General features: G+C 72.1%; 26 protein-coding genes. 20 read left to right on the top strand and 6 right to left on the bottom strand.

Translation table 11 applies throughout. The features are described from left to right. Positions 1-61: 61 nt before the first annotated feature. A complete protein-coding gene (locus ACYVLT_RS39950) occupies positions 62-712 on the bottom strand; it encodes an SDR family NAD(P)-dependent oxidoreductase (RefSeq protein WP_461125352.1) in 651 nt (216 codons plus the stop codon). Positions 713-889: 177 nt separating this feature from the next. On the opposite strand from ACYVLT_RS39950, the gene rpe reads away from it, so the two are divergent. The 8 genes from rpe to ACYVLT_RS39990 all read left to right on the top strand — a co-directional run bounded on the left by rpe (position 890) and on the right by ACYVLT_RS39990 (position 7,595). Next, positions 890-1,540, top strand: a complete 651-nt coding sequence (gene rpe / locus ACYVLT_RS39955; protein ID WP_461125418.1) for a ribulose-phosphate 3-epimerase — start codon at positions 890-892, stop codon at positions 1,538-1,540. Positions 1,541-1,554: 14 nt separating this feature from the next. Beyond that, positions 1,555-2,487 carry a bifunctional diaminohydroxyphosphoribosylaminopyrimidine deaminase/5-amino-6-(5-phosphoribosylamino)uracil reductase RibD gene (gene ribD, locus ACYVLT_RS39960; RefSeq protein ID WP_461125419.1) on the top strand — a complete coding sequence of 311 codons (933 nt, stop codon included), beginning with the start codon at positions 1,555-1,557 and terminating at the stop codon, positions 2,485-2,487. Positions 2,488-2,496: 9 nt separating this feature from the next. Beyond that, positions 2,497-3,108: a riboflavin synthase gene (locus ACYVLT_RS39965; RefSeq protein ID WP_360449757.1), complete on the top strand. Its 612-nt coding sequence runs from the start codon at positions 2,497-2,499 to the stop codon at positions 3,106-3,108. Further along, positions 3,105-4,379, top strand: coding sequence for a bifunctional 3,4-dihydroxy-2-butanone-4-phosphate synthase/GTP cyclohydrolase II (locus tag ACYVLT_RS39970; protein ID WP_461125353.1), 1,275 nt, complete (start codon positions 3,105-3,107; stop codon positions 4,377-4,379). The genes ACYVLT_RS39965 and ACYVLT_RS39970 overlap by 4 nt, the downstream gene beginning before the upstream one ends. Then, the gene (ribH, locus tag ACYVLT_RS39975; RefSeq protein ID WP_461125354.1) at positions 4,376-4,855 is read left to right on the top strand and encodes a 6,7-dimethyl-8-ribityllumazine synthase; all 480 of its coding nucleotides are present in this window, start codon (positions 4,376-4,378) and stop codon (positions 4,853-4,855) included. The genes ACYVLT_RS39970 and ribH overlap by 4 nt, the downstream gene beginning before the upstream one ends. Continuing rightward, complete coding sequence (locus ACYVLT_RS39980; RefSeq protein WP_461125355.1) at positions 4,852-5,301, top strand: PH domain-containing protein; 450 nt, start codon at positions 4,852-4,854, stop codon at positions 5,299-5,301. Before ribH ends, ACYVLT_RS39980 begins: the two co-directional genes overlap by 4 nt. A gap of 277 nt (positions 5,302-5,578) precedes the next feature. Continuing rightward, a complete protein-coding gene (locus ACYVLT_RS39985; protein WP_461125356.1) occupies positions 5,579-6,913 on the top strand; it encodes a M28 family peptidase in 1,335 nt (444 codons plus the stop codon). Positions 6,914-6,926: 13 nt separating this feature from the next. Further along, positions 6,927-7,595 (top strand): DUF7919 family protein, encoded by a 669-nt coding sequence (locus ACYVLT_RS39990; protein ID WP_461125357.1) that lies wholly within the window; start codon positions 6,927-6,929, stop codon positions 7,593-7,595. Here ACYVLT_RS39990 and ACYVLT_RS39995 read toward each other — a convergent pair. The 3 genes from ACYVLT_RS39995 to ACYVLT_RS40005 are packed head-to-tail and all read right to left on the bottom strand — an operon-like array spanning position 7,579 to position 10,576. Next, entirely contained in the window at positions 7,579-8,550 is a 972-nt protein-coding gene (locus ACYVLT_RS39995; RefSeq protein WP_461125358.1) for a helix-turn-helix transcriptional regulator, read from the bottom strand. The genes ACYVLT_RS39990 and ACYVLT_RS39995 overlap by 17 nt on opposite strands. Before the next feature lie 44 nt (positions 8,551-8,594). After that, entirely contained in the window at positions 8,595-9,077 is a 483-nt protein-coding gene (locus ACYVLT_RS40000; RefSeq protein ID WP_461125359.1) for a hypothetical protein, read from the bottom strand. Between the two features lie 2 nt (positions 9,078-9,079). Further along, entirely contained in the window at positions 9,080-10,576 is a 1,497-nt protein-coding gene (locus ACYVLT_RS40005) for a helix-turn-helix domain-containing protein (protein WP_360449776.1), read from the bottom strand. Positions 10,577-10,909: 333 nt separating this feature from the next. Here ACYVLT_RS40005 and ACYVLT_RS40010 point away from each other — a divergent pair, with 333 nt between their 5' ends. The 7 genes from ACYVLT_RS40010 to whiA all read left to right on the top strand — a co-directional run bounded on the left by ACYVLT_RS40010 (position 10,910) and on the right by whiA (position 17,443). Then, positions 10,910-11,401: a hypothetical protein gene (locus ACYVLT_RS40010; RefSeq protein WP_360449779.1), complete on the top strand. Its 492-nt coding sequence runs from the start codon at positions 10,910-10,912 to the stop codon at positions 11,399-11,401. Positions 11,402-11,415: 14 nt separating this feature from the next. Further along, a complete protein-coding gene (locus ACYVLT_RS40015; RefSeq protein ID WP_461125360.1) occupies positions 11,416-11,820 on the top strand; it encodes a Rieske (2Fe-2S) protein in 405 nt (134 codons plus the stop codon). Positions 11,821-11,934: 114 nt separating this feature from the next. After that, positions 11,935-12,393, top strand: a complete 459-nt coding sequence (locus tag ACYVLT_RS40020) for a Rieske (2Fe-2S) protein (protein ID WP_461125361.1) — start codon at positions 11,935-11,937, stop codon at positions 12,391-12,393. Positions 12,394-12,556: 163 nt separating this feature from the next. Further along, positions 12,557-14,554 (top strand): excinuclease ABC subunit UvrC, encoded by a 1,998-nt coding sequence (uvrC, locus tag ACYVLT_RS40025; protein WP_461125362.1) that lies wholly within the window; start codon positions 12,557-12,559, stop codon positions 14,552-14,554. 26 nt (positions 14,555-14,580) lie between these two features. Beyond that, positions 14,581-15,438: an RNase adapter RapZ gene (gene rapZ / locus ACYVLT_RS40030; protein WP_461125420.1), complete on the top strand. Its 858-nt coding sequence runs from the start codon at positions 14,581-14,583 to the stop codon at positions 15,436-15,438. Further along, on the top strand, positions 15,435-16,466 hold the full coding sequence (locus ACYVLT_RS40035; protein ID WP_461125363.1) for a gluconeogenesis factor YvcK family protein: 1,032 nt from the start codon (positions 15,435-15,437) through the stop codon (positions 16,464-16,466). The genes rapZ and ACYVLT_RS40035 overlap by 4 nt, the downstream gene beginning before the upstream one ends. Continuing rightward, positions 16,457-17,443 carry a DNA-binding protein WhiA gene (gene whiA, locus ACYVLT_RS40040; protein ID WP_360449796.1) on the top strand — a complete coding sequence of 329 codons (987 nt, stop codon included), beginning with the start codon at positions 16,457-16,459 and terminating at the stop codon, positions 17,441-17,443. Before ACYVLT_RS40035 ends, whiA begins: the two co-directional genes overlap by 10 nt. A gap of 220 nt (positions 17,444-17,663) precedes the next feature. Here whiA and ACYVLT_RS40045 read toward each other — a convergent pair whose 3' ends face one another. After that, complete coding sequence (locus tag ACYVLT_RS40045; RefSeq protein WP_461125364.1) at positions 17,664-19,718, bottom strand: acyltransferase family protein; 2,055 nt, start codon at positions 19,716-19,718, stop codon at positions 17,664-17,666. 469 nt (positions 19,719-20,187) lie between these two features. Here ACYVLT_RS40045 and gap point away from each other — a divergent pair, with 469 nt between their 5' ends. From gap to ACYVLT_RS40070, 5 genes are all read left to right on the top strand, one after another. Beyond that, entirely contained in the window at positions 20,188-21,192 is a 1,005-nt protein-coding gene (gene gap, locus ACYVLT_RS40050) for a type I glyceraldehyde-3-phosphate dehydrogenase (RefSeq protein ID WP_073894620.1), read from the top strand. A gap of 22 nt (positions 21,193-21,214) precedes the next feature. After that, on the top strand, positions 21,215-22,378 hold the full coding sequence (locus tag ACYVLT_RS40055) for a phosphoglycerate kinase (RefSeq protein WP_461125365.1): 1,164 nt from the start codon (positions 21,215-21,217) through the stop codon (positions 22,376-22,378). Further along, a complete protein-coding gene (gene tpiA / locus ACYVLT_RS40060) occupies positions 22,378-23,166 on the top strand; it encodes a triose-phosphate isomerase (RefSeq protein ID WP_461125366.1) in 789 nt (262 codons plus the stop codon). The genes ACYVLT_RS40055 and tpiA overlap by 1 nt, the downstream gene beginning before the upstream one ends. A gap of 90 nt (positions 23,167-23,256) precedes the next feature. Beyond that, positions 23,257-23,490, top strand: coding sequence for a preprotein translocase subunit SecG (gene secG, locus ACYVLT_RS40065; RefSeq protein ID WP_360449807.1), 234 nt, complete (start codon positions 23,257-23,259; stop codon positions 23,488-23,490). 74 nt (positions 23,491-23,564) lie between these two features. Further along, positions 23,565-23,909, top strand: coding sequence for an RNA polymerase-binding protein RbpA (locus ACYVLT_RS40070; protein WP_033440747.1), 345 nt, complete (start codon positions 23,565-23,567; stop codon positions 23,907-23,909). Between the two features lie 83 nt (positions 23,910-23,992). Here the strand turns inward: ACYVLT_RS40070 and ACYVLT_RS40075 are convergent, their stop codons facing one another. Continuing rightward, positions 23,993-24,763, bottom strand: a complete 771-nt coding sequence (locus ACYVLT_RS40075; RefSeq protein ID WP_461125367.1) for a hypothetical protein — start codon at positions 24,761-24,763, stop codon at positions 23,993-23,995. Positions 24,764-24,824 lie beyond the last annotated feature (61 nt).

Consider the following 24,824-nt stretch of genomic DNA (forward strand, 5'->3'; position numbering starts at 1 on the left):
CGGGGCCGTTGTGGGTGGGTTGGGGGCCTTGGTGGGCGGGGTTGTGGTCGGTGGGTGGGTGTTAGGCGCCGAGGGCGTTGGACATGGGGTGGTGGGGTGAGGAGTCGGCCAGGAGGAATCTGACCTCGTCGGCGACGCGGCGGACGTCGGCGGGGGCGACTACGGCGCAGTGGACGCCGCGGGCGGCTACTTCGACGGCCAGGCACTCGGTGTAGGCGATGGCGGCGGCGCGTGATGCGGCGTAGGCGGCGATGCCGGAGCGGGGGACCGCGACGACGTGGGCGGGCACCATGACGATGGTTCCCCGGCCCCGGTCGACCATTCTGGTGGCCACGGCGCGGGAGACGTTGAACACGCCGTTGACGTTGACGGCGAAGCTGTGCGCCCAGTCGTCGTCGCTGATGGACAGGGCCGGGCCCGGTCGCAGGGCGCCCGCCATGGCGACGAGGGCGTCGATGGCGCCGAACTGGCGTTCGACCTGGTCCACGAGGGCGTCCACGGCGGCGCTCGACGTCACGTCGATCTGCCTGCCCGCTATCCGCAGGCCCTGGGCCTGGAGCCGCTCGACGAGGTCGGCGAGTCTGGCCCCGTCGCTGTCCACGGCCGCTACCAGCGCGCCCTGCCTGGCCAGTGACTCGACCACCTCGGCGCCCAGCGGTGAACAGGCCCCGGTGATCAGTGCGATCTTGTGGTGGAATTCGTCGGCATTCATCCCCAGTGCTCCCCAGTTGCTGCCCCCGGTGTTGAACGTAATGGCCACCACACGGCTAGGGAACTACCCGCGTGAGTAGTCGGAAAGGGCGGCTCGGGTGCGCGGGTGAAATATGCCTCCCGCGCAGGTCCGGGCAATGGTGGACGCCTAGACTCGGCAGCCGTGGTCCACCAGCCGATGATCGCCCCCAGCATCCTGTCCGCCGATTTCGCCCGACTCGCCGACGAGGCCGCCGCGGTGCCGTCCGCGGACTGGTTGCACGTGGACGTCATGGACGCGCACTTCGTGCCGAACCTGACCATCGGCCTGCCGGTGGTGAAGTCGCTGCGCAAGGCGACCGACCTGCCGCTGGACTGCCACCTGATGATCGACGACCCGGACCGGTGGGCCATCGGGTACGCGGAGGCGGGCGCGTACAACGTGACCGTGCACGTGGAGGCCGCGAAGGATCCCGTGCGGTTGGCGAAGGACCTGCGTGCGGCGGGTGCGAAGGCCGGTCTGTCGCTGAAGCCGGGCACCGCGCTGGAGCCGTACGTGGACGTGCTCAAGCATTACGACACGCTGTTGGTGATGTCGGTCGAACCGGGGTTCGGCGGTCAGTCGTTCATGGTCGAGGTGCTGGACAAGGTGCGGACCGCACGTCGGTTGGTCGACACGGGGCACCTGCGGTTGGTGGTCGAGATCGACGGCGGCATCAACGCGGAGACCATCGAGCAGGCGGCCGAGGCGGGGGTGGACTGCTTCGTGGCCGGGTCGGCGGTGTACGACGCGGCCGATCCCGGTGTTGCCCTGGAGCGGCTGCGCGAGCAGGCGACGCGCGCCCGGTGAACCTGGACGAGGCGATGGCGCTGGCCATCGCGGCCGGTGAAGGGGTCCGCGGCAGCACCAGTCCGAACCCGCCGGTGGGTTGCGTGATCCTGGACGCCGGCGGCCGCGTGGTCGGTGAGGGCGCCACCCAACCTCCCGGTGGGGCGCACGCGGAGGTCGTCGCCCTGGCGCGGGCGGGGGAGCGGGCGCGGGGTGGCACGGCGGTCGTGACGTTGGAGCCGTGCAGCCACTACGGGCGGACGCCGCCGTGCACCGAGGCGTTGCTGGGGGCGGGTGTGGCGCGGGTGGTGCACGCGGTCGCCGACCCGAACCCGAAGGCCGCGGGTGGTGCCGAGGTGTTGCGGGCGGCCGGCGTCGAAGTGGGGTCGGGGGTGTTGGCGGGCGAGGTGGCGCGTGGTCCGCTGCGTGCCTGGCTGCACTTCGCGCGGACCGGGCGGCCGCACGTGACGTGGACCTACGTCGCCGCCCTGGACGGCGGGGCGGCGATCGGTTCTGTTGAGTCGCGCGCGGAGATGGGCGAGTTGCGGGCGAAGGTTGACGCGATCGTGCTGGGTGCGGGCGCGGTTCGGGCCGATGGTGCCCAACCGGCCGCACGGGCGACGCGTCCGGGGCAGGATGTGGGCGGGCAGCCGGTGCGGGTCGTGGTGGGCGACCTGCCGGCGCCGGACGACGAGGCGGAGACCATGCACGTGCGCACGCACGACCCGGACCTGGTGCTGGCCGCGTTGGCCGCGCGAGGCGTGGTCGACGTGCTGCTGGAATGCGGGCCTACGCTGGCGGGTGCGTTCGCGGGAGCGGGCCGCGTCGACCGGGTGCTCGCCTACCTCGCCCCGCAGCTGCGGGGCGGCACGGGGGTGTCGGCTGTCACCGAGGCGGTCGGATTGGTCGTCGAGCAGGTCAGTATGTGCGGGCCGGACGTGCGGGTTTCCGCAGTGGCCGCACGCTAAGGAGGAACGGTGTTCACCGGGATCGTCGAGGAGTTGGGTGAGGTCGTCGCAGTCACCGACCTGCCGGACGCGGCGCGCGTCACCATCGCGGGTCCGTTGGTGACCAGCGACGCGAAGCACGGCGATTCGATCGCGGTCAACGGCGTGTGCCTCACCGTGGTGGACGTCGCCGACGGCGCGTTCACCGCCGACGTGATGCGCGAGACGCTGACCCGCAGCAGCCTGGCCAAGGTCGCCGAGGGCGACCCGGTCAACCTGGAGCGCGCCGCCGCCGTCGGCCAGCGCCTGGGCGGCCACATCGTGCAGGGCCACGTGGACGGCACCGGCGTGGTGCTGGCCCGGGAGAAGGCCCAGCACTGGGAGGTCGTCCACATCGGACTGCCGCCGGGCCTGGCCCGGTACGTGGTGGAGAAGGGCTCGATCACCGTGGACGGCGTGTCGCTGACCGTGGTGTCGGCCTCGGAGAACGACTTCTCGGTCAGCCTGATCCCGACCACGTTGGACCTGACCACCCTCGGCCGGCGGGTGCCGGGCGATCACGTCAACCTGGAGGTGGACGTGCTCGCGAAGTACGTCGAGCGGCTCGCGCTGCCCCACCTGCGCGCCGAGGAGGCCCGGTGAAGGACTTCGCCGACATCGAGCGGGCCATCGCGGACATCGCCGCGGGCAGACCCGTCGTCGTTGTGGACGACGAGGACCGCGAGAACGAGGGCGACCTCATCTTCGCCGCGGAGAAGGCCACGCCGGAGCTGCTGGCGTTCATGGTCCGCTACACGTCCGGCTACGTGTGCGTGTCGCTGACCGAGAGCGACTGCGACCGGCTGGACCTGCCGCCGATGTACCACACGAACCAGGACCAGCGCGGCACCGCGTACACCGTGACCGTGGACGCCCGGGAGGGCATCTCCACCGGTATCTCGGCGGCGGACCGGGCCTACACGATCCGGTTGCTGGCCGACCCGGACGCCACCGCGAAGGACTTCAACCGGCCCGGTCACGTGGTGCCGCTGCGCGCGCGTGACGGTGGCGTGCTGCGTCGCGCCGGGCACACCGAGGCGGCCGTCGACCTGGCCAGGCTCGCGGGGTTGGCGCCGGTGGGCGTGCTGTGCGAGATCGTGTCGCAGAAGGACGAGGGCGACATGGCCCGCCGCGACGAGCTCCAGGTGTTCGCGGACGACCACGACTTGGCGCTGGTCACCATCGCCGACCTGATCGCCTACCGGCGGCGGGTGGAGACGCAGGTGGTGCGGGTCGCGGAGGCGCGCATCCCGACCGCGCACGGCACGTTCACGGCGGTCGGCTACGACAGCAAGCTCGACGGCATCGAGCACATCGCGATGGTCTACGGCGACCTGGGCGACGGCGAGGACGTGCTGGTCCGGGTGCACTCCGAGTGCCTGACGGGCGACGTGTTCGGCTCGCTGCGCTGTGACTGCGGCCCGCAGCTGGACGCGGCGCTGGAGGCGGTGGCCGCGCAGGGGCGCGGCGTCGTGCTCTACATGCGCGGGCACGAGGGCCGCGGCATCGGCCTGATGCACAAGCTCCAGGCGTACCAGTTGCAGGACCGCGGCGCGGACACGGTGGACGCGAACCTGGGGTTGGGGTTGCCGGCCGACGCGCGCGACTACGGCACCGGCGCGCAGATCCTGTCCTCGCTGGGCATCAAGTCGATGCGGTTGTTGACCAACAACCCGGCCAAGCGAGTCGGGCTGGAGGGCTACGGGCTCACCGTGCTGGACCGGGTGCCGTTGCCGATCTCGCCCAACCCGGAGAACCTGAGGTACCTGCGCACCAAGCGCGACCGGATGGGCCACGAGCTGCACCAGCTCGAACAGTACGAGGCGTTGGGCCAGGGTGGCGCGGTGGTGTCCACCACGGAGGGAGCGGAATGAGCGGCGAAGGGCGACCCGAGGACGTCGTCCCCGGCGCGGCGGGGCTGACGTTGGGCGTGGTGGCCACGCGCTGGCACACGAAGATCACCGACAACCTGGTCGAGCGGGCGTTGGCCGCGGCGGCGGAGGCCGGTGTCGCGTCGCCGACGGTGGTGCGGGTGGCGGGGGCGGTGGAGCTGCCGGTGGTGGCGCAGGAACTGGCCCGCACGCACGACGCCGTGGTGGCGTTGGGCGTGGTGATCCGGGGCGGCACGCCGCACTTCGAGTACGTGTGCGACGCGGTGACCGCGGGGTTGACCAGGGTCGCGCTGGACTCGTCCACGCCCGTCGGCAACGGCGTGCTCACCACCAACGACGAGGACCAGGCGTTGGCCCGCGCCGGGTTCCCCGAGTCGGTGGAGGACAAGGGGTTCGAGGCGTGCGTGGCGGCGTTGGAGACGGCTCTCGTGCTGCGCGGGCTGCGAGCGGGCTCGTGAGGACCGCCGTGGCCGCCGACGTGGTCGAGTTCCGGCCGAAGAGGATCCGCGTGGTGTCGTGGGCCAGCGCGGTGTTCCTGGTCGCGGTGTTCACCGTGGTGGGTCTGCTGCTGGGCGACACGCCGACCGGCGTGATCTTCCGGACGTCCGACCAGGTGGCGATGATCTTCCTGGGTGTGCTGCTGGCCTGCGGCATGTTGCTGCTGGCCAGGCCGCGCGTGCGGGCCGACGCCGAGGGGGTGGAGGTGCGCAACGTGGTGACGGTGCACCGCTTCGCCTGGTCGCAGGTGCTGCACGTGTCGTTCCCGGACGGCGCGTCGTGGGCTCGGCTGGAGCTGCCGGACGACGAGTACGTGTCGATCATGGCCGTCCAGGCGGTGGACCGCGACCACGCCGTCGCCGCCGTCCGCGCCCTCCGCGACCTGCACCGAGCCGCCACCCGCTGACCCCACCACCCCGCGTGTCCTACCTCCAGAACGCGCGTGTCCTACCTTCAGAACGCGTGAGTCCTACGTTCAGAACGCGTGAGTCCTACGTTCGCGCCGCGTGAGTCCTACGTTCGGGACCCCCGAGTTCAACGTTCGCGTAGCCGGTCGGGCCTCGGAGCGTAAGCGCTGATCGTCGTGGTGCCGTTGGCCGACCGGTGTCCGCCAACGGCACTCTTGTAGGGGTTCGGCCCCCTGCCTAGGTTCGGGTGATCTACGAGCTCACGGGGGTCCGCACATGCGCAGACGTTCACTCCTCACCGGTGCCGCGGCCGTGGCCGGCGCGGTGACGCTCGGGCTGAACCCGGCCGCACGGGCACAGCGGCCGGGCGCGGCCGGGTTGCCCGACCTGGACATCGGTGACTACCCGGTGGTGGGCCGGGTGCGGGCGCGCAAGGCGATGGAGCACCTGCGGGTGCTCAGCGACCGGATCGGCCAGCGCATCGGCGGCACGGAGTCCGAGCACCGGGCCCGCGACTACCTCGCCTCCGTGCTGCGCGACCTGCGCTACCAGGTGACGTTGCAGCCGTTCGCCGTGCCGGACAAGTACCTGTCCCAGCTGACGGTGGGGTCGGACACGTGGCACGCGGGCGCGTCCCGGTTCGGCGCACTCGGCCTCACGGCCACCGGCCCCGTGGTCGACCTGGACAACGGCGCCTCCCTGCCCGCGGACCTGACCGGGAAGGTCGCGCTGCTGGTGAACGTGCCCAGCGGCTCCACGGCGGTGCTGGACGCGGCACGGCTGGGCGCGGCCGCGGTGCTGATCGGTCGGGTGTCGGTCCCGCCGGCGGGCAAGACCAGCGCGTTCTCCCCGACCCTGACCGCGAACGTCACCGTGCCGGTGCTGGGCATCGCGCAGGTGCACGTGGAGCGCCTGCGGGCGGCGGGCGCCGTCACGGTGACCGTGTCCACCACCCACCTCGCGGGCCTGACCTCGTACAACGTCATCGCCGAACGCCCCGCCACGTTCCCCCGGGACAACGGCGTGGTCATGGTGACCGCCCACTACGACAGCGTGCCCGGCTCGCCCGGCGCGAACGACGACGGCAGCGGCACGGTGCTGGCCCTCGAACTGGCCCGCGTCCTGCGCCACCTGCCGACGCACAAGGCGCTGCGGTTCGCGCTGTGGGGTTCGGAGGAGCAGGGCCTGCTCGGCTCCCGCTACTACGTCAACCAGCTGACCGACGCGGACGCCGCGCGCATCGCGGGCGTGTTCCAGAACGACATGGTCGCCACCAGCCACGGCCCCGCCTCCGCCTACTGGCTGCTCTCGGTGGACGGCGGCGACAACGCCACCACCGCGCAGGTCGCCGCGGCCGCCGCACGCCTGGGCTACGGCGCGCAGGTGCACGGCCCGGTGGCGCGCGGCAGCAGCGACCACGTGCCGTTCCACGAGCGCAAGATCGCCGCGGCGAACTTCAGCTGGCGCGGCGAGGAGGGCCCGCACCAGCTGGAACCGCTCTACCACACCCCCGAGGACACGATCGCGCAGAACGTGAGCCCGGACCGCCTCCAGGTCTCGCTGGAGCTGATCGGCGCCGCCGCCTACCGTCTGGCCTGCACACGCGCCTGAACGACGGGACGGCATGACGACTTACGAAGACCTGACCCCCTACGTGTACTGGCGCGAGGAGCCGGAGGAGACGGCGCCGACGGTCAACGTCGGCTGGCTGGGCCGCGGGTCCCGGTTCGAGGTCGGCGAACCGGATCCCGGCCTGGTGCGGGCCCTGCTGGAGCTGGCCTCGTTCCACCGGATGCACGTCACCCGCGGCTGGCACGGTTGCGAGCTGTGCGGACCGGAGGGCACGTACCCGGTGCGGGTGCCGTTCGAGCACGCGTCCGGGGGCGAGGTCTCGCTCGGCGGCGCGGAGATCCACGTCCCCGGCGCGGACGGCGTCGTCTACGCGGCGCCGAACCTGGTGTGCCACTACGTCGAACGGCACCACTACCGGCCGCCGGCGGAGTTCGTCCGCGCGGTGCTCGCGGAGGCCGGAGCGCGCGCCCGCGCGTGGGAGGAGGTCAAGCGGTCCCTGCCGGTCGGCACGTCCGTGCGCGGCGCGGTCCGCAGCTACCACGGTTCGGGGCTGTGGTTCGAGCTGGACGACTTCCCCGACCTGGACGCCACCGTGCCCAACGAGCTGTACGGACCGGACGGCGCGGGCGCGAACCGGGAGCACGTCCGGTTCGGGGTGCGGACCGAGGCGGTGGTCGTCGGGCACGCCGAGCAGGGCCGGCGGATCACCCTGCGGGTGTAGGCGCCCCACCGGCGGCCCGCAGCAGGCGCTCGGCGGTGGCCCGGAGGTGTTGTTTGAGCTCCTCCGGGCTCTCGACCTCGAAGTCGACGCCGATGGTCGCGATCCACGGCCCGACGTCCTCCAGCGCCGACGTGCCGACGGTCAACCGGGTCCGCTCGTCGTCGATCCGCTCCAGCTGCACCGAGGTGTACGAGGTCCGGGCCGCGACCACGTCGTACGGGGCGTGCATGATCAGCCTGGCCTCGTGCGGGTACGCCGCGACGGACAGCTGCCGCGACACGTACGACGCCAGGTCGTCCGCCGGTGGCTCGCGCGGCGTGCAGCGGGCGCCCAGGGTCGGCTCCTGCTCGATCCGGTCCACCCGGAACGTCCGCCAGTCCGACTTGTCCACGTCCCACGCGACCAGGTACCACCGCCGCCCGGTGTGGGCCAGCCCGAGCGGTTCGACGTGCCGCCGGGTGGACCCGTCGCGCCCCGCGTACCCGAACCGCAGCCGCTGGTTGTCCCGGCACGCGCCCGCGATCGTGGTCAACGTGCCCGAGTCGACCTGCGACACGCGCGCCGGCAGCGCGACGGTGTGCGCCTGCAACGCGTTCACCCGCCGCCGCAGCCGGGACGGCAGCACCTGTTCCAGCTTGGCCAGGGCGCGCACCGACGTCTCCTCGATGCCAGCCACGGTGCCGTTGGCCGCCGTGCGCAACCCGACCGCGACCGCCACGGCCTCGTCGTCGTCCAGCAGCAGCGGGGGCAGCTCGGCGCCCGCGCCCAACTGGTAGCCGCCGGACACGCCCGGCGCGGCGTTGACCGGGTAGCCGAGGGTGCGCAGCTTGTCGACGTCGCGGCGCACGGTCCGGACGTCGACACCGAGCCGGTGCGCGAGGTCCGCGCCCGTCCAGTCGCGGCGGACCTGCAACAACGACAGCAGCTTGAGCAGACGCGCCGAGGTTTCCAGCATGCACCGCAGTCTGCCGGCCATCGAGGACGGCTCCTGTCCTCGTTTCAGCCGCGTCGGGCACCTTCCGGCCACACGACCACCACGGGCACGCCCGACGCGCGCGCCGTCTCGACGACGTCCGCCGTGCCGCCGCGCCCGTCCGGCGGCTGCCCGTCCCACACCGCGATGAGCAGCTCCACCGACGCGAGCATCCGCTCGTTCGCCATCACGTACGCGTGCCGCCCCGACAGCTCGTTGGGCAGCACGCTGACCACGTGCGCCCGCGCCAGCAGCTCGTCGTAGTCGGCCCGCTTCTCCGGCTTCAGCTTCTCCCGGTAGTCCATCGCGGGCAGCACCACCTCGACCCGGCCGCCCAGCTCCAGCACCACCCGCGCGAACAGCTGGTCCGCGCCCGGCGCCAGGCAGGTCACCCCGACCAGGGATGACCCGCCCGCCGCCTCGGCCTCCAACGCCGCGCGGATGGCTTCGCGCACGGCGTCGACGCAATCGGGCGCCAGCTTGCTGTGCCCGGTGACTCCCACCCGCATCGCTAGGCCGTCCGCACCCCGCGGATCGCCTCACGGGTGTCGCGCACGACCGCCAGGTCGCGGTGCAGCTCGGCCTCCTTGGCGAAGTCCTGCAACTTGCGCACCACCCGCCCGGACGCCAGGCCCGCCGCCGTCGGCAGCACCTGCTGGATCAACCCGCACGCCTCCTCCGGCTCGCCCGCCACCATCTTCGTGCGGGCCAACCCGATGACGTCGAACGCCCGGTTGCGCACCCGTGCCGGGTCGCGCAGGGACAGCGCCCGCCGGATGTGCTGCTCCGCCAGCGGCGCCTGCTTCGGGTCGTGCCCGGCCAGGTCCCGCATCCGGGCGCCGATGACCCCTTCCAGCTCCGCCTCGTCGAACGTGTCCAGCCACCACGGGTCCGAACCGGGCCGCCGCTGCGCGAAGCTGTCCTGCGCCTGCCCGACCGCCCGGTGGAACTCCCGGACGCGGCCCATCTGGGCGTAGGCCCACGCCTCGCGGGTCAGCAGGAGCGCCTGCAACGTCGGGGTGGCGTTGCGCCTGGTGCCGTACTGGCCCAGCTGGACCAGCTCCAAACCGTCCTCGGGACGGCCCAGGTCGAACATCTGCCTGGCCATCGCCGCCAGGCACAGCGCGGCGAACGGGTCGTTGCGCCCGGCCTTCGCCATGCGCACGCCGAGCACGTAGTACCGCTGCGCCGCGTCGTGCATGCCCGCGTCCCACGACATGCTGGCCGCGACCTTGGACAACTCGGCCCCGATGAAGAAGGCCCGTTCCGTGGTCGGACCCGCCGGCGCGCGCGACAACCGCTCGGCCAGTTCCTCCAACTGCCCGAGCACCGCCTTGCGCGCCAGTCCGTACCCGCCTCGTCCGCCCCACCCGCGCAGCCCGTCGGCGACGTGCTGCAACGCCGCCAACTCCTCCTCGCTGATCGCCGCGCTGGACGACCACTTGGACAGGGGCTGCAAGGGGTGGAGCCACCGCTGGAGCGGTTCGACCAGTGCGGGACCCATCGCCACCGCGGCGGCTCCGGTGAGCGCCGCTCGTCTGCTGATCGCCAAGTCGTTCCTCGCCGTCTCCTCGACCGATCTGGCAATGCTCGACGCGTCCCACGCCGCGGCGAGCACATCGGGCGGGGCGCCGCGATCGGCGTCCGCCTGGCTTGGGATTCCGACGCGGTCGAACCACAGCCGGTCGGCCGGGATGCCGAGCGCCCGCGCGAAGTGGCGGAGGCGGTCGATCCGGTCGATCGGGTTCTCACCGGTCTCGTACCGGGACAGCTGCGCCTGGGAGATGCCCAACCAGGCCGCCATGCGGTCCTGGGTGACGCGGCTGACGTGCTGGGGGTGGTGCCGGTAGGCGGCGAGGAGGGCACCCATGTTCCGGTCGGCGAACGCGGCGGCCATCGCCTCCTGGTCCCAGAAATCCCCGGGGACCTCGGGTGGTCCGTAGAGCTCGGTCCGCGCGTTGCGGCGACAACGCTGGCAGAGCCGGTCGGTGTTGTCGGCGGCGATCAACGCCCCGCACGTCGGGCATGCGCGCCTGGTACTGGCTGCTCTTCGAGCTTTCCGTTCCATGGCTCGCTCCCGTCACTGAGCGTGGTCACCAGTGTATAGAGATGTGATCAGGAGTCCATGCATTTCGTGCATAAGGACGGGTCGGCACCTGGTCGGGGCCCCCGTGACGACCGGTGGTGGATGAGCGGGATCCGCCGGCTGCATGGATCCGACCCGATAACGGTGTGGTGCAACGTCCGGATCGGTCGGACCCTGCGTGTGTGCCAGTGCCGGGACGACCCCGCGGCCCGCGCACGCCGCCCGCTCCACCCGACCGGGGAGGGACCTCCGCCGATGAGCATCACCGCCGCCACCACCGCCGACAACGGCCCGCGCTACGGGCCACGCGACCGCGCGCACCAGCAGGCACTCGGTGAGGCGATCGCGGGCTACCGGTTGCTGGGCTGGAAGGTGTCCGTCACCGAGCAGGGCGTCTTCCTGCCGCTCGGACCCGCCACCACCGCCCTGGCCATGCCCGCCCGCATCGGCTCGCGCGTCCTGGCCGACCTCAAGGCCCGGATGCTCGCCGGTCCCGTCACCGTCATCCCCGGCCCGCGGGAGCACTGGATCTTCCTCGCCGAACTGGTCGCCCTGCTGCCCACGCACCTGAAGGCGCCCGCCGAGGTCCAGTTCGTCCGCTCGCCGCAGCGCATCGCGCTGCCGCCCACGATGACCCGGTACGGGTCGCTGCGCTGGGCGAACCCGCCGTCGCACTCGCGGCACTGGTTCCCGCCGTTCACGGCGGTGCTGGCGCTGGCCCGGACGGCGGTGGCCAGGGACCGGTAGGCGAGGATGGGCGGGTGGACCGACGGACGCTGCTGTGCGGACTGCTCGCCCTGACCGCCTCCGCGACCGCCTGCGGCACGGGTGCGCCGACGCGTCGGCCCGGCGTCGGCTCGGCCCGTGCGGGGGACCGCGTCGCCGGGCTCGCCGAGCTCCCGGTGGGCTCCGGCGCGCTGGTCGACGTCGGCGGTGACGGCCAGTTGCTGCTGGTCAGGCCGTCGGAGGCGGAGGTGCGGGCGTTCCACCCGGCGTGCCCGCACCAGGGCACGACGGTGAACCCGCCCGCCGGGGGCGTGATCACCTGCCCGACGCACCGCAGCGCGTTCGACCCGACGACCGGGGCGGTGCTGGACGGACCGTCGCCGCGCGGGCTGACCGAGGTGGCGGTGGCCGTGTCGGGGTCGGACGTGTTGCTTTCCTGAAGATCGCGTCCCAAGGGGTGGAGTGTTGAACCCCGCTTCACGTGGTGTCGTATTGCCTGTGTGGCCGAACGACCACCCACCACCACGAATAGCGGAGGACCTGTTTTGAGTTCCGTGGAGAAGACAGGGCTGTCCCGACGCTCGATGATGTGCGGCGTGCTGGTCGCGCTGGCGGTCCCGGGCGGCCTGGCCGCGTGCAGCAGCGGGACACCGAGCGGCACCACCACGACCGGCGGCGGCACGACCCCGGGCGGCGCCGGCACCACCCCGAACGGTCCCGCGATCATCGCGCCGCTGGCCGACGTGCCCGACGGCGGCGGCCTGATCGCGGGCAACCCGACCAACAGCAAGCCGCTCGTGCTGGTGCGCACCGGCGACACCGTCAAGGCCTACGACGCCACCTGCCCCCACCAGGGCACCGCCGTGTCACCGCCCGAGGGCGGCGTGATCACCTGCCCGAACCACGGCAGCACCTTCAACGCCGCCGACGGCACGGTCACGAAGGGCCCGGCCACCACCGGCCTGAAGGAGGTCCCGGTGAAGGTCGAGGCCGGCCAGATCGTCCCGGCCTGAACACGCACGCGAGGTCGCGTCGGTCGTTCGCGTCCTCATTTCCCGGCGATCACGCTTTTCGATCGTCGGGAAATCAGGGCGCGAACGACCGACTTCCCGGCGACCGAGCCCGCGACGCCGAAGGCGGCGCAATCCAACACAGCGTGGCACGTAGGCTTGCTCCGTGGCCGATCCGTCGACCTATCGCCCTGCGACAGGCACCATCCCCGAAGCCCCCGGCGTGTACAAGTTCCGCGACGCCGGCGGGCGCGTGGTCTACGTCGGCAAGGCCAAGAGCCTGCGCCAACGCCTGAACTCGTACTTCGCGGACATCGCCGGCCTGCACCCGCGCACCCGGCAGATGGTGACCACCGCCGCGAGCGTCGAGTGGACGGTCGTCGGCACCGAGGTCGAGGCCCTCCAGCTGGAGTACAACTGGATCAAGGAGTTCGACCCGCGGTTCAACGTCCGCTACCGCGACGACAAGTCCTACCCGGTCCTCGCCGTGACGTTGCACGAGGAGTTCCCCCGCCTGCACGTCTACCGCGGCCCGCGCCGCAAGGGCGTGCGCTACTTCGGCCCGTACGCGCACGCCTGGGCGATCCGGGAGACGCTGGACCTGCTGCTGCGGGTCTTCCCCGCGCGCACCTGCTCGGCGGGGGTGTTCAAGCGCCACGGCCAGATCGGCCGCCCGTGCCTGCTCGGCTACATCGACAAGTGCTCCGCGCCGTGCGTGGGCCGGGTCGACGCCGACGAGCACCGCGACATCGTCGAGGACTTCTGCGACTTCCTCGCGGGCCGGACCGACTCGATGGTGCGCCGGCTGGAGCGGGAGATGACGGCCGCCGCGGAGGAGCTGGAGTTCGAGAAGGCCGCCCGCCTGCGCGACGACCAGGCCGCGCTCAAGCGGGCGTTGGAGAAGCAGGCCGTGGTCCTCGGTGACGGCACGGACGCCGACGTGGTCGCGTTCGCGCAGGACGACCTGGAGGTGTCGGTCCAGGTGTTCCACGTGCGCGGCGGCCGGGTGCGCGGCCAGCGCGGCTGGGTGGTCGACAAGGTCGACGAGACCGGCGTGACGGGCCTGGTCGACCAGTTCGTCACCCAGTTCTACGGCGAGCAGGTCGAGTCGGCGCGGGTCAGCGGCGTGGAGTCGGCGCCGGTGCCGCGCGAGGTGCTGGTGCCGGAGCTGCCCGAGGACGCCGAGGCGGTCGAGAAGTGGCTGTCGGGCCTGCGCGGCGGCCGGGTGGCCCTGCGCGTGCCGCAGCGCGGCGACAAGCGGGCGCTCATGGAGACGGTGGAGCGCAACGCCAAGGAGGCGTTCCAGCAGCACAAGCTGCGCCGCGCGGGCGACCTGACGGCCCGGTCGGCGGCGTTGCAGGAGTTGCAGGAGGCGTTGGGCCTGGACACCGCGCCGCTGCGGATCGAGTGCACCGACATCAGCCACGTGCAGGGCACCGACGTGGTGGCGTCGCTGGTCGTGTTCGAGGACGGTCTGGCGCGCAAGTCCGAGTACCGCCGGTTCGCCGTGCGCGAGGGCGCCGACCAGGGCGACGTCGGCTCGATCGCCGAGGTGGTGCGGCGGCGGTTCCAGGCCTACCTGCGCGACAACCGGGACGGCCCGACGCCCGGCATCGACCCGGAGACCGGCAAGCCCCGCAAGTTCGCGTACGCGCCCAACCTGCTGGTCGTGGACGGCGGCGCGCCGCAGGCGCAGGTAGCCTCCGACGTCTTGGCGGAGCTGGGCATCACCGACGTGGCGGTGGTCGGCCTGGCGAAGCGGCTGGAGGAGGTGTGGGTGCCCGGCGAGCCGGACCCGGTGATCCTGCCCCGCACCAGCGAGGCCCTCTACCTGCTGCAACGGGTGCGTGACGAGGCGCACCGGTTCGCCATCGCCTACCACCGGCAGAAGCGGTCCAAGCGGATGACGACGTCCGCGCTGGACGAGGTGCCGGGCCTGGGGCAGACGCGCAAGGCCGCGCTGTTGCGGCACTTCGGCTCGCTGAAGAAGTTGCGCGAGGCGAGCATCGAGGAGATCAGCGGGGTGCCGGGAGTGGGCCGGCGCACCGCGGAGGCCGTGCACGCGTCGTTGAGCACGGCCGAGACCGGAGGACCGTCGGCGACGCCGGCAATCGCGCGGCTGACGGCCGAGCCAGGAATCGAACACCGACAGGAGCAGAAGTGAGCGCACCGGCCGGCGAGAAGTCCGGCATCGAAGTCGCCGTGGTGACGGGCCTGTCGGGGGCGGGCCGCAGCACCGCGGCGAAGTGCCTGGAAGACCTCGGGTGGTTCGTGGTGGACAACCTGCCGCCCGAGCTGATCGCCACCATGGTGGAGTTGGGCGCGCAGGCCAGGGGCGCCATCACCAGGGTCGCGGTGGTGATGGACGTGCGCAGCCGCGCGTTCACCGAGGACCTGGCGGCGGTGATCAAGGACCTGGACGCGCGCGGCTACAAGCCGAAGGTGCTGTTCCTGGAGGCCACCGACGCGGTGCTGATCCGCCGGTTCGAGTCGGTGCGGCGCGGTCACCCGTTGCAGGCCGACGGCCGGCTGGCCGACGGCATCGAGAACGAGCGGATCCTGCTCACGCCGCTGCGCGAGGAGGCCGACCTGGTGCTGGACACCTCGGGGCTGTCGGTGCACCAGCTGCGGGCCAAGATCGAGGACACCTTCGGCACCGAGTCGGCGACCCGCACCAGGGTCACGGTGCTGTCGTTCGGCTACAAGTACGGCCTGCCGATGGACGCCGACCTGGTGATGGACGTGCGGTTCCTGCCGAACCCGTTCTGGATCCCGGAGCTGCGCGAGCAGACCGGCCTGGACGGCGACGTGCGCAACTACGTGCTCACCCAGGAGGGCGCGGACGAGTTCCTGGACCGCTACCACGAGCTGCTGCGGCTCATCGGCGCCGGCTACCGGCGCGAGGGCAAGCGGTACCTGACGCTGGCGGTCGGCTGCACCGGCGGCAAGCACCGCAGCGTGGCCATCTCCGAGGAGCTGGCGGGCCGGTTGGCCAGCGAGGACGGCATGGCGGTCAAGGTCGTCCACCGGGACCTGGGACGCGAGTGAGCGTCAGAGCGGTAGCGCTGGGCGGCGGGCACGGGCTGCACGCCACGCTCACCGCCCTGCGCCGGGTGACCGACGACGTGACGGCCGTGGTGACGGTCGCGGACGACGGCGGCTCCTCGGGGCGGTTGCGCCGCGAACTGGGCCTGCTGCCGCCCGGTGACCTGCGCAAGGCGATGGTGGCGCTGGCCGGTGGTGACTCGTCGAGCGCGCTGTGGGCGACGTTGTTCCAGCACCGGTTCGGCGGCACCGGCGCCCTCGCCGGGCACGCGGTGGGCAACCTCGTGCTGGCCGGTCTGCTGGAGCAGCTCGGCGACCCGGTCGCGGTGCTGGAGGCGGCGGGCCGGCTGCTCGGCGTGCGCGGGCGCGTGCTGCCGATGTGCACCGAGCCGTTGTCGATCGAGGCCGACGTGACCGGGCTGGACGACGACGCGGACGTGGTGCGCCGCATCCGTGGCCAGGTGGCGATCGCCACCACGCCGGGGCGCGTGCAGCGGATCCGACTCAACGGCCCGGGCGGTCCCGGTGAGGCGCCGCGCGGCTGCCCGCAGGCGGTGGAGGCGGTGCTGGCGGCGGACGTGGTGCTGCTCGGACCCGGCTCGTGGTTCACCAGCGTGCTGCCGCACCTGCTCGTGCCCGAGCTGCACGACGCGTTGGTCCGCACGTCGGCGCGCAAGGTCGTCGTGCTCAACCTCGTCCCCCAACCGGGGGAAACCGACGGCTTCTCGCCGGAGCTGCACCTCGACGTGCTGTGCGAGCACGCGCCGGCGCTGCGGGTGGACGCGGTGATCGCGGACGTCGACGCGGTGCCGGTGCCGGACCGGCTGCGCCGGGCCGCCGCAGCTCTCGGCGCTGCGGCGCACCTCGCGCCGATCGCGGTGGCGGGCGCGCCGGACCGGCACGACCCGACCGCGCTGGCGTCGAGCATCACCCGGGCGTTGGCCGGCCCTGCTGTCGGGACCGACGGGGCGTCGAGTACAACCCTCCAGGAAGACCGGACGAGCAGGGGAGGCGAGGCGCCGTGGCGATGACGTCGGCGGTGAAGGACGAGCTGAGCAGGCTGGCCGTCTCGAAGACCTGCTGCCGACGTGCGGAGGTCGCCTCCCTGCTGCGCTTCGCCGGCGGCCTGCACATCGTCGGCGGACGGGTGGTCGTCGAGGCGGAGCTGGACCTGGGCTCCACGGCACGGCGGCTGCGCCGGGAGATCCACGAGTTGTACGGGCACCAGTCGGACGTGTTCACCATCACCTCCAGCGGCCTGCGCAAGGGCACCCGGTTCGTGGTGCGCGTGGTCAAGGACGGCGAGGGCCTGGCCAGGCAGACCGGTCTGCTCGACCCGCGCGGACGTCCGGTGCGCGGGCTGCCCGCGCCGGTCGTGTCGGGCGGGGTGTGCGACGCGGAGGCGGCGTGGCGCGGCGCGTTCCTGGCGCACGGCTCGCTCACCGAGCCGGGCCGGTCGTCGTCGATGGAGGTGACCTGCCCGGGGCCGGAGGCGGCGTTGGCGCTGGTCGGCGCGGCGCGGCGGATGGGCATCGGCTCGAAGTCGCGCGAGGTGCGCGGCGCGGAACGCGTGGTGCTGCGGGACGGCGACGCGATCGGCGCGATGCTGACCAGGCTGGGCGCGCACGACAGCGTGCTGGCCTGGGAGGAGCGCCGGATGCGCCGCGAGGTGCGTGCCACGGCGAACCGGCTGGCGAACTTCGACGACGCCAACCTGCGCCGTTCGGCCCGTGCCGCGGTCGCCGCCGCCGCGCGGGTGCAGCGCGCGCTGGAGATCCTGGGTGCCGAGGCGCCCGACCACCTGGCCGCTGCCGGCGCGCTGCGGCTGGCGCACCGCCAGGCGTCGCTGGAGGAGCTGGGCCAGCTGTCCGACCCGCAGATGACCAAGGACGCCGTCGCGGGCCGCATCCGCCGCCTGCTGGCGATGGCCGACAAGCGGGCGAAGGAACTGGGCATGCCCGACACCGAGTCCGCCGTGACCGCGGACATGCTCGACGCCGAGGTCTAACCCCAAGCACCACCTCCACCCCCCGAGCCCCAACCTCCACCCCCGCGTGTCCTACCTCCACCCCCGCGTGTCCTACCTCCACCCCCGCGTGTCCTACCTCCAGAACACGCGTGTCCTACCTCCAGAACGCGTGAGTCCTACGTTCAGAACGCGTGAGTCCTACGTTCAGGACCCCCGAATTCAACGCTCAGGACGCGCCGTGGTCGCCCGAGGCGCGTTCTCAGCGGAGTCCCAGGGCGGCGACCAGCGGGTACGACAGGGACCTCACGTAGGTGTCGGTGAGGTGGTTGTCGCGGTAGACGACGACGTTGCCGACGACGGCCGGGCACGTGTCGGCACGGCAGATCCAGTCGGTCAGGTCCACCACCCGCACGCCCGGCAGCCCGGCCGCGGCGTCGGCCAGCGGGTCGGTCGGCGAGCCGACGGCCTTCGCGCGGGGCGTGTCGCAGTGGCCCGGGTCGTCCTCGTGGCGTTGCAGGCACGGCACGGCCGGGACACCCGGCCTGGGCAGCTCCCGGATCACCGCGACCGGGATGGCGGCCTCGGCCAACGCGGCGAGCACGGTCCGGTAGCCGTCGACCATGCGCGCCGGCGAGTCCCACGTCCAGTCCAGGTCCTTGAGGTAGGACTCGGGCGACATGGCGGCGGTGACGACCAGGTCGGGCCTCAGCTCGCGGATGTGGTCGAGCTTCTTCAGGTTGTCCTCGGAGCAGACCGTCAGCGGCATGCCCGCGCTCGACGGCGGCACGGTCGAGAACGGGCAGCCGCTGCGCACCATGACGTGCACCTGCCAGTCCGCGCCCGTCCCGCCCCGCACGAACTCGGCCAGGGCGGTGCTGAACTGCCCGGCGTGCGAATCGCCGACGACCACCAGGGTCTTGGCCGCCTCGGACTTGCCGTACACGCACGACGAGAGCCCGTCGCCCAGGTCACGGGTGACGCAGTCGTCGTGCGGCCAGTCCTGTTCCGCCACGGCCGGCGCGGGTGCGAGCGGGACCCCGGCCGGCACCGCCGGCGGGCGGCTCGGGTCCAGGGCCACCGCGCCGGGGTGCTCGGCGTCGATCACCGACCGGCCGCGCAGCGCGGCCAGCGTCGACTCGGCCGACGCCCAACCACCCGACGCGACCAGCACGGTCACCGCGACGAGCGCCGCGCCGATCCCGTACGTCGTGCGCCTGCGGCCGGCGGGTCGCCGGAACGGGTCCTCGACGAAGTGCTTGGACAACGCCGCCAGCACCAGGCTCGCCCCGGCGGCGACCAGGACCTCCGTCCGGCTCAGCACCTCGCGTTCGGTCACCTCCAGCAGGAACACGATCACCGGCCAGTGCCACAGGTACAGGCTGTAGGAGACGTCACCGACGTAGGTCAGCGGCCGCAGGCCCAGCACGCGGGCCAGCGAGCCGTCCCGGGCGACCAGCACGGCGGCCGTGCCGACCGTCGGCAGCACCGCGACCCAGCCCGGGAACGCCATGTCCGTGCCGAACCGGAACGCGCTCACCAGCACCGCCGTCAGGCCGCCCCAGGCGAGCAGCAGGCGTGCCGCCGCACCGAGCCGCAGCCGCGGCCCCGCCATCGCGGCCAGGCCGCCCAGGCCGAGTTCCCACATCCGGGTCGGCGTGACGAAGTACGCCGCGCCGGGGTCGACCGGCGTGTACCAGACCGAGAACGCCAGCGACGCGACCGTGATCACGCCGACCGCGACCGCCGCGTACCGCACCGGCCGGCCGCCCCGACGTGCCGCCAGGACCGCCGCGCCCAGCAGCACCAGCGGGATGACCAGGTAGAACTGCTCCTCCACGGCCAGCGACCAAAAGTGCTGCACCGGTGACGCGCCCGCGGTGGCGTGCCCGTAGTCGTTCGACAGCACGGCCAGCAGCCAGTTCTGCGCGTTGACCGCGGAGAACACCACCTCCCGCAGCACGACGGGCCACCGCGACGTGGGCAGCAGCGCGAACACCGCCGCCGTGACCCCCAGCAGCACGACGGTGGCGGCGGGCAGCAGCCTGCGGATGCGGCGGGCGTAGAAGTCGAGCAGCCGCACCCGGCCGGTGCGCCGGATCTCGCCGGTGAGCGTGCCGATGATCAGGAAGCCCGAGATCACGAAGAAGACGTCGACGCCGACGAAGCCGCCGGGCAGCCGGTCGGGGCGCAGGTGGTAGAGCACGACCAGCCCGACGGCCAACGCCCGCAGGCCCTGGATGTCGGCCCGGGCGGTGGGGCGGTCGGGGGCGGCGCGGACCAGCGCGGGAGACGGTTCGTCAGTTACCAGCGCCACTACCCACCGCCACAAGTTCGAAGAAAAAGCGGCGCAGCTTAACTCGGTGGTGTAGCTCTGGACGTAGCCCGTTCAACGCATCGTGACGATACGTACACCTCGCGCGTGTCCTACGTTCAGAACGCGCGTGTCCTACATTCGGAACACCCGAGTTCAACGCTCAGAACGAGCACCGTGCGGCACCGGGCACGTGTCCTGCACCCGGGCACGGAGCGTCATACGCTGGGTGCGGGCGATCCCCACGCCGAGGCGCCGTGAGCCGCACTCCGGAGTCGCGTTCCCGCCGCGACCGGGTTACTCCGAGGTAACAAGCCGGTCAAGCTGGATTTTCTTGTTCGATAAAGAGATCCTGGAGGTCCACGTGACCAGGGACGCATGCCGGAGGCTAGGCTGACTCCCGGCTGCCTGGTCAGCCCATGACTGCACGCCCCTGGCGGACAACGCCAGTCGAGTACCGAGGAGACTCACCGTGACGGTTCGCGTAGGTGTCAATGGTTTCGGCCGCATCGGTCGCAACTTCTGGCGCGCCGTTCAGGCCAGCGGGCACGACATCGAGATCGTCGCCTTCAACGACCTCGGTGACGTCAACACCATGGCCCACCTGCTCAAGTACGACTCCATCCTCGGCCGCCTCGACGGCGAGGTGACCGTGACCGACGAGGGCATCGCGGTCGACGGCAAGGTCATCAAGGCCCTGGCCGAGCGCGACCCCGGCAAGCTGCCCTGGAAGGACCTCGGCGTCGACGTCGTCGTCGAGTCGACCGGCTTCTTCACCGACGCCTCGGCCGCGCGCAAGCACGTCGACGAGGGTGGCGCCAAGAAGGTCATCATCTCCGCGCCGGCCAAGGGTGAGGACCTCACCGTGGTGCTGGGCGCGAACGACGACCAGTACGACGGCTCGCAGACGGTCATCTCGAACGCCTCGTGCACCACGAACTGCCTGGCCCCCCTGGCCAAGGTGCTGCACGACAGCTTCACCATCGAGCGTGGCCTCATGACCACGATCCACGCCTACACCCAGGACCAGAACCTCCAGGACGCGCCGCACAAGGACCTGCGCCGCGCCCGTGCCGCCGCGCTGAACATCGTGCCCACCAGCACCGGTGCCGCGAAGGCGATCGGCCTGGTCCTGCCCGAGCTCAAGGGCAAGCTCGACGGCTACGCCCTGCGCGTGCCCGTGCCCACCGGCTCGGCCACCGACCTCACCGTCACCGTGGGCCGCGAGGTCACCGTGGACGAGGTCAACGCCGCCTACAAGGCCGCCGCCGACGGCCCGCTGAAGGGCTACCTGCGCTACAACACCGACCCGATCGTGTCGGCCGACATCGTCACCGACCCGGCGTCGTGCATCTACGACGCGCCGCTGACCAAGGTCATCGGCAACCAGGTCAAGGTCGTCGGCTGGTACGACAACGAGTGGGGCTACTCCAACCGCCTCGCCGACCTGGTCAACCTCGTCGCCAGCAAGCTCTGAGCGAAGAGACGGATCACTCGCTGTGAAGACTCTCGACGATCTGCTCAGCGAGGGTGTCTCGGGTCGGCGCGTCCTCGTGCGCGCCGACCTGAACGTCCCCCTCGACGGCGACCGGATCACCGACGACGGCCGCGTCCGCGCGTCGGTCCCCACCCTCAAGGCGCTCGTGGACGCGGGCGCCCGCGTGCTGGTCGCCGCCCACCTGGGCCGCCCCAAGGGCGAGCCCGACCCCAAGTTCTCCCTCGCGCCGGTCGCGGTGCGACTCGGCGAGCTGCTCGGCCAGACGGTCGAGATCGGCACCGAGACCGCCGGTGACGGCACCGTCGTGCTGCTGGAGAACATCCGCTTCGACGCCCGCGAGACCAGCAAGGACGACGCCGAGCGCGCCGCCCTCGCCGACGAGCTGGCCGCCAAGGCCGACGCGTTCGTCTCCGACGGCTTCGGCGTCGTGCACCGCAAGCAGGCCTCGGTCTACGACGTGGCCCACAAGCTCCCGCACTACGCGGGCGGCCTCGTGCTGGCCGAGGTGGAGGTGCTGCGCAAGCTCACCGACGACCTCCAGCGCCCGTACGTCGTCGTCCTGGGCGGCGCGAAGGTCTCCGACAAGCTCGGCGTCATCGCGAACCTGCTCACCAAGGTCGACCGGCTGCTGATCGGCGGCGGCATGGCCTACACCTTCCTCAAGGCCCAGGGCCACGAGGTCGGCGGCTCGCTGCTCCAGGAAGACCAGCTCGACCAGGTCCGCGGCTTCCTCGCCGAGGCCGAGAAGCGCGGCGTGGAGCTCGTGCTCCCGGTCGACGTGCTCGCGGCCACCGACTTCGCGCCCGACGCGGAGTTCGAGGTCGTGGCCACCGACGCCATCCCCGCCGACCGGCAGGGCCTGGACATCGGGCCGAAGACCCGCGAGCTGTTCGCGACCAAGCTCGCCGACGCCAAGACCGTGTTCTGGAACGGCCCCATGGGCGTGTTCGAGTTCGAGGCCTTCTCCGGCGGCACCCGCGCGGTGGCCGAGGCGCTGGTCAAGAGCGACGCGTTCACCGTGGTCGGCGGTGGCGACTCGGCCGCGGCCGTGCGCGCCCTCGGCCTGCCCGAGGACGGGTTCTCGCACATCTCCACCGGCGGTGGGGCGTCCCTGGAGTACCTGGAGGGCAAAGAGCTCCCCGGCGTGTCTGTGTTGGAGGCGTGATGGCTCAGCGTCAGCCCCTCATCGCGGGCAACTGGAAGATGAACCTCAACCACCTCGAGGCCATCGCCCTGGTGCAGAAGATCGCCTTCTCGCTGCCGGAGAAGTACTTCGCCAAGGTCGAGGTGGCGGTGCTGCCGCCGTTCGTCGACATCCGCTCCATCCAGACCCTCGTCGACGGTGACAAGCTGCTGCTCAAGTACGGCGCGCAGGACCTGTCGCCGCACGACTCGGGCGCCTACACCGGTGACGTCTCCGGCCCGATGCTGGCCAAGCTCGGCTGCTCCTACGTCACCGTGGGCCACTCCGAGCGCCGCGAGTACCACAACGAGGACGACGGGGTCGTCAACAAGAAGGTCAAGGCCGCCCTCAAGCACGGCGTCACGCCCATCTTCTGCCTCGGCGAGCACGTCGACGTCCGCGAGGCCGGCGGGCACGTCGAGCACTGCACCGACCAGCTCGTCGCGGGCCTCAAGGGCCTCACCGCCGAGCAGGTGCGCGACGTCGTCGTGGCCTACGAGCCGGTGTGGGCCATCGGCACCGGCAAGGTCGCCTCGTCGGCCGACGCGCAGGAGGTGTGCGCCGCCATCCGGGTCAAGCTCGCCGAGCTCTACGGCGAGGACGTCGCTTCGGCCGTTCGAGTGCTTTACGGCGGCTCGGTCAAGTCCGGCAACATCGCCGAGCTGATCGCCCAGAAGGACGTCGACGGTGCCCTTGTCGGTGGTGCGAGCCTGGATGCGGACGAGTTCGCCAAGCTGTGCGCGCTCGCCGCGGGTGGACCTCTACCCTGATGTGATTGACACGCACTCCCCCCGCGGTGGTCCACGGTCGGCAGTCGACCGGGTACTCTGTGGCGTCACCTGCCTGACAGCGAGGAAGAAATGATCCTGTTCCTTCAGATCCTGTTGATCGTCTCCAGCCTGCTGCTGATCCTGCTCGTGCTGTTGCACCGCGGGCGCGGCGGCGGTCTGTCCTCGTTGTTCGGCGGCGGTATGCAGTCCAGCCTGTCCGGTTCCAGCGTGGTGGAGAAGAACCTCGACCGGCTGACGCTGTTCGTCGGCGCGGTCTGGGTCATCGCCATCGTGGGCATCGGGCTGTTGATGAAGGTCAACTGACACAGGTCGGCGGGCGCCGACGGCGTCGGCCGACGCGGACACAGGGAATCCACGTGGTGGGGGTGTGAGGGTCGATGGCTGGTGGTAACGCGATTCGCGGTACCCGCGTCGGCGCAGGCCCGATGGGCGAATCGGAGCGCGGCGAGTCCGCGCCCCGACGTCGGGTGTCGTACTGGTGTGCGAACGCGCACGAGTCTCGGCCGTCGTTCGCGGTCGAAGCCGAGATCCCGGAGAACTGGGACTGCCCCCGGTGCGGTCTTCCGGCGGGGCGCGACGAGCAGGCACCCCCTGCTCCGCCGCGCAACGAGCCGTACAAGACGCACCTGGCGTACGTGAAGGAGCGGCGCTCCGACGCGGACGGTGAGGCGATCCTCGAAGAGGCGCTCATCAAGCTGCGCAAGCAGCGCGAAGAGCCCTAGTCAGGTCCAGGCGAGAACGGCACGACGGCCCCCGCGGGAGTTTCCGCGGGGGCCGTCGTGTGTGCTCGGCTGTCGCGTCGTGCTCAGCGGCGCTTGGTGAACAGGCCCGTGAACTGCCGCCGCACCAGGATCGCGCCCACCAGCAGGAAGAACACCAGCACCACCAAGGTGGACGTCGTGCCGCCGGTCGAGCTGGTCAACGCCACGTCCACGCTGCCGACCAGCACCACCCCGCAGTCGGCGCGGATCACGTGGCGGCCCGGCTGGATCGTGGTGAACTCGACCCTCGTGCTGAACGTGCCCGAGTTGTCCGCTTTCGTGGTGCCGACGTCCTCGCCCAGCGAGCTCAGCCGCACCGACGACCCGGGGTCGCAACCCGTGCCCGTGGCGGTCAACGGGTCGCCCGGCTGGATGTTGTCCTTGTCCAGCGTCAGGGCGCCGTCACCGTCGTACGGCGTCGTCGTGGTCGACGCGGGCGAACTGTCGGTCGTGGTCGTGGTGGTCGTCGTGGTGGTGGTAGTGGTCGACGGAATCGTCGTGGTGACGCGCGGACGTGTGGTGGTCGTCGTGGTCACCGGGGGAGCGGTCGTCGTCGTGACCGGCGGCGCGGTGGTGGTCGTGGTCGGTGTCGGCGTGACCGTGAAGCCGTCCGACGGGTTCGACGTCGCCGCGCACACCGGGCGGACCGTGACGCGGTGCCCGCCCACACCCGCGTCCGACGGCACCGTCGCCGTGCCCGACCCCGCGCCGCGACCCGCGTGCCGGCCGCCGCCGACCACCCGCCTGCCGTCCCAGACGATCTGCACCGCGTAGTCCGAGCAGTCCGGGTCGAGGTACACACCGGACCAGCTCACCGTGAATGTGGTCCCCGCCGGACCCGAGTCCGGGCTCGCCGTCGCGACACCCTGCGGCTGC

This window comes from Saccharothrix stipae, from assembly GCF_054781895.1.

What these genes read in the sequence shown, in the direction of transcription:
- ACYVLT_RS39990 (WP_461125357.1), top strand. Translation starts at nt 6,927, where the DNA reads ATGACGACTTACGAAGACCTGACCCCCTACGTGTACTGGCGCGAGGAG.
- ACYVLT_RS40070 (WP_033440747.1), top strand. Translation starts at nt 23,565, where the DNA reads ATGGCTGGTGGTAACGCGATTCGCGGTACCCGCGTCGGCGCAGGCCCG.
- rpe (WP_461125418.1), top strand. Translation starts at nt 890, where the DNA reads ATGATCGCCCCCAGCATCCTGTCCGCCGATTTCGCCCGACTCGCCGAC.
- ACYVLT_RS39950 (WP_461125352.1), bottom strand. Translation starts at nt 712, where the DNA reads ATGAATGCCGACGAATTCCACCACAAGATCGCACTGATCACCGGGGCC.
- secG (WP_360449807.1), top strand. Translation starts at nt 23,257, where the DNA reads ATGATCCTGTTCCTTCAGATCCTGTTGATCGTCTCCAGCCTGCTGCTG.
- ribD (WP_461125419.1), top strand. Translation starts at nt 1,555, where the DNA reads ATGGCGCTGGCCATCGCGGCCGGTGAAGGGGTCCGCGGCAGCACCAGT.
- ACYVLT_RS40000 (WP_461125359.1), bottom strand. Translation starts at nt 9,077, where the DNA reads ATGCGGGTGGGAGTCACCGGGCACAGCAAGCTGGCGCCCGATTGCGTC.
- ACYVLT_RS40010 (WP_360449779.1), top strand. Translation starts at nt 10,910, where the DNA reads ATGAGCATCACCGCCGCCACCACCGCCGACAACGGCCCGCGCTACGGG.
- ACYVLT_RS39995 (WP_461125358.1), bottom strand. Translation starts at nt 8,550, where the DNA reads ATGCTGGAAACCTCGGCGCGTCTGCTCAAGCTGCTGTCGTTGTTGCAG.
- ribH (WP_461125354.1), top strand. Translation starts at nt 4,376, where the DNA reads ATGAGCGGCGAAGGGCGACCCGAGGACGTCGTCCCCGGCGCGGCGGGG.
- ACYVLT_RS39985 (WP_461125356.1), top strand. Translation starts at nt 5,579, where the DNA reads ATGCGCAGACGTTCACTCCTCACCGGTGCCGCGGCCGTGGCCGGCGCG.
- tpiA (WP_461125366.1), top strand. Translation starts at nt 22,378, where the DNA reads ATGGCTCAGCGTCAGCCCCTCATCGCGGGCAACTGGAAGATGAACCTC.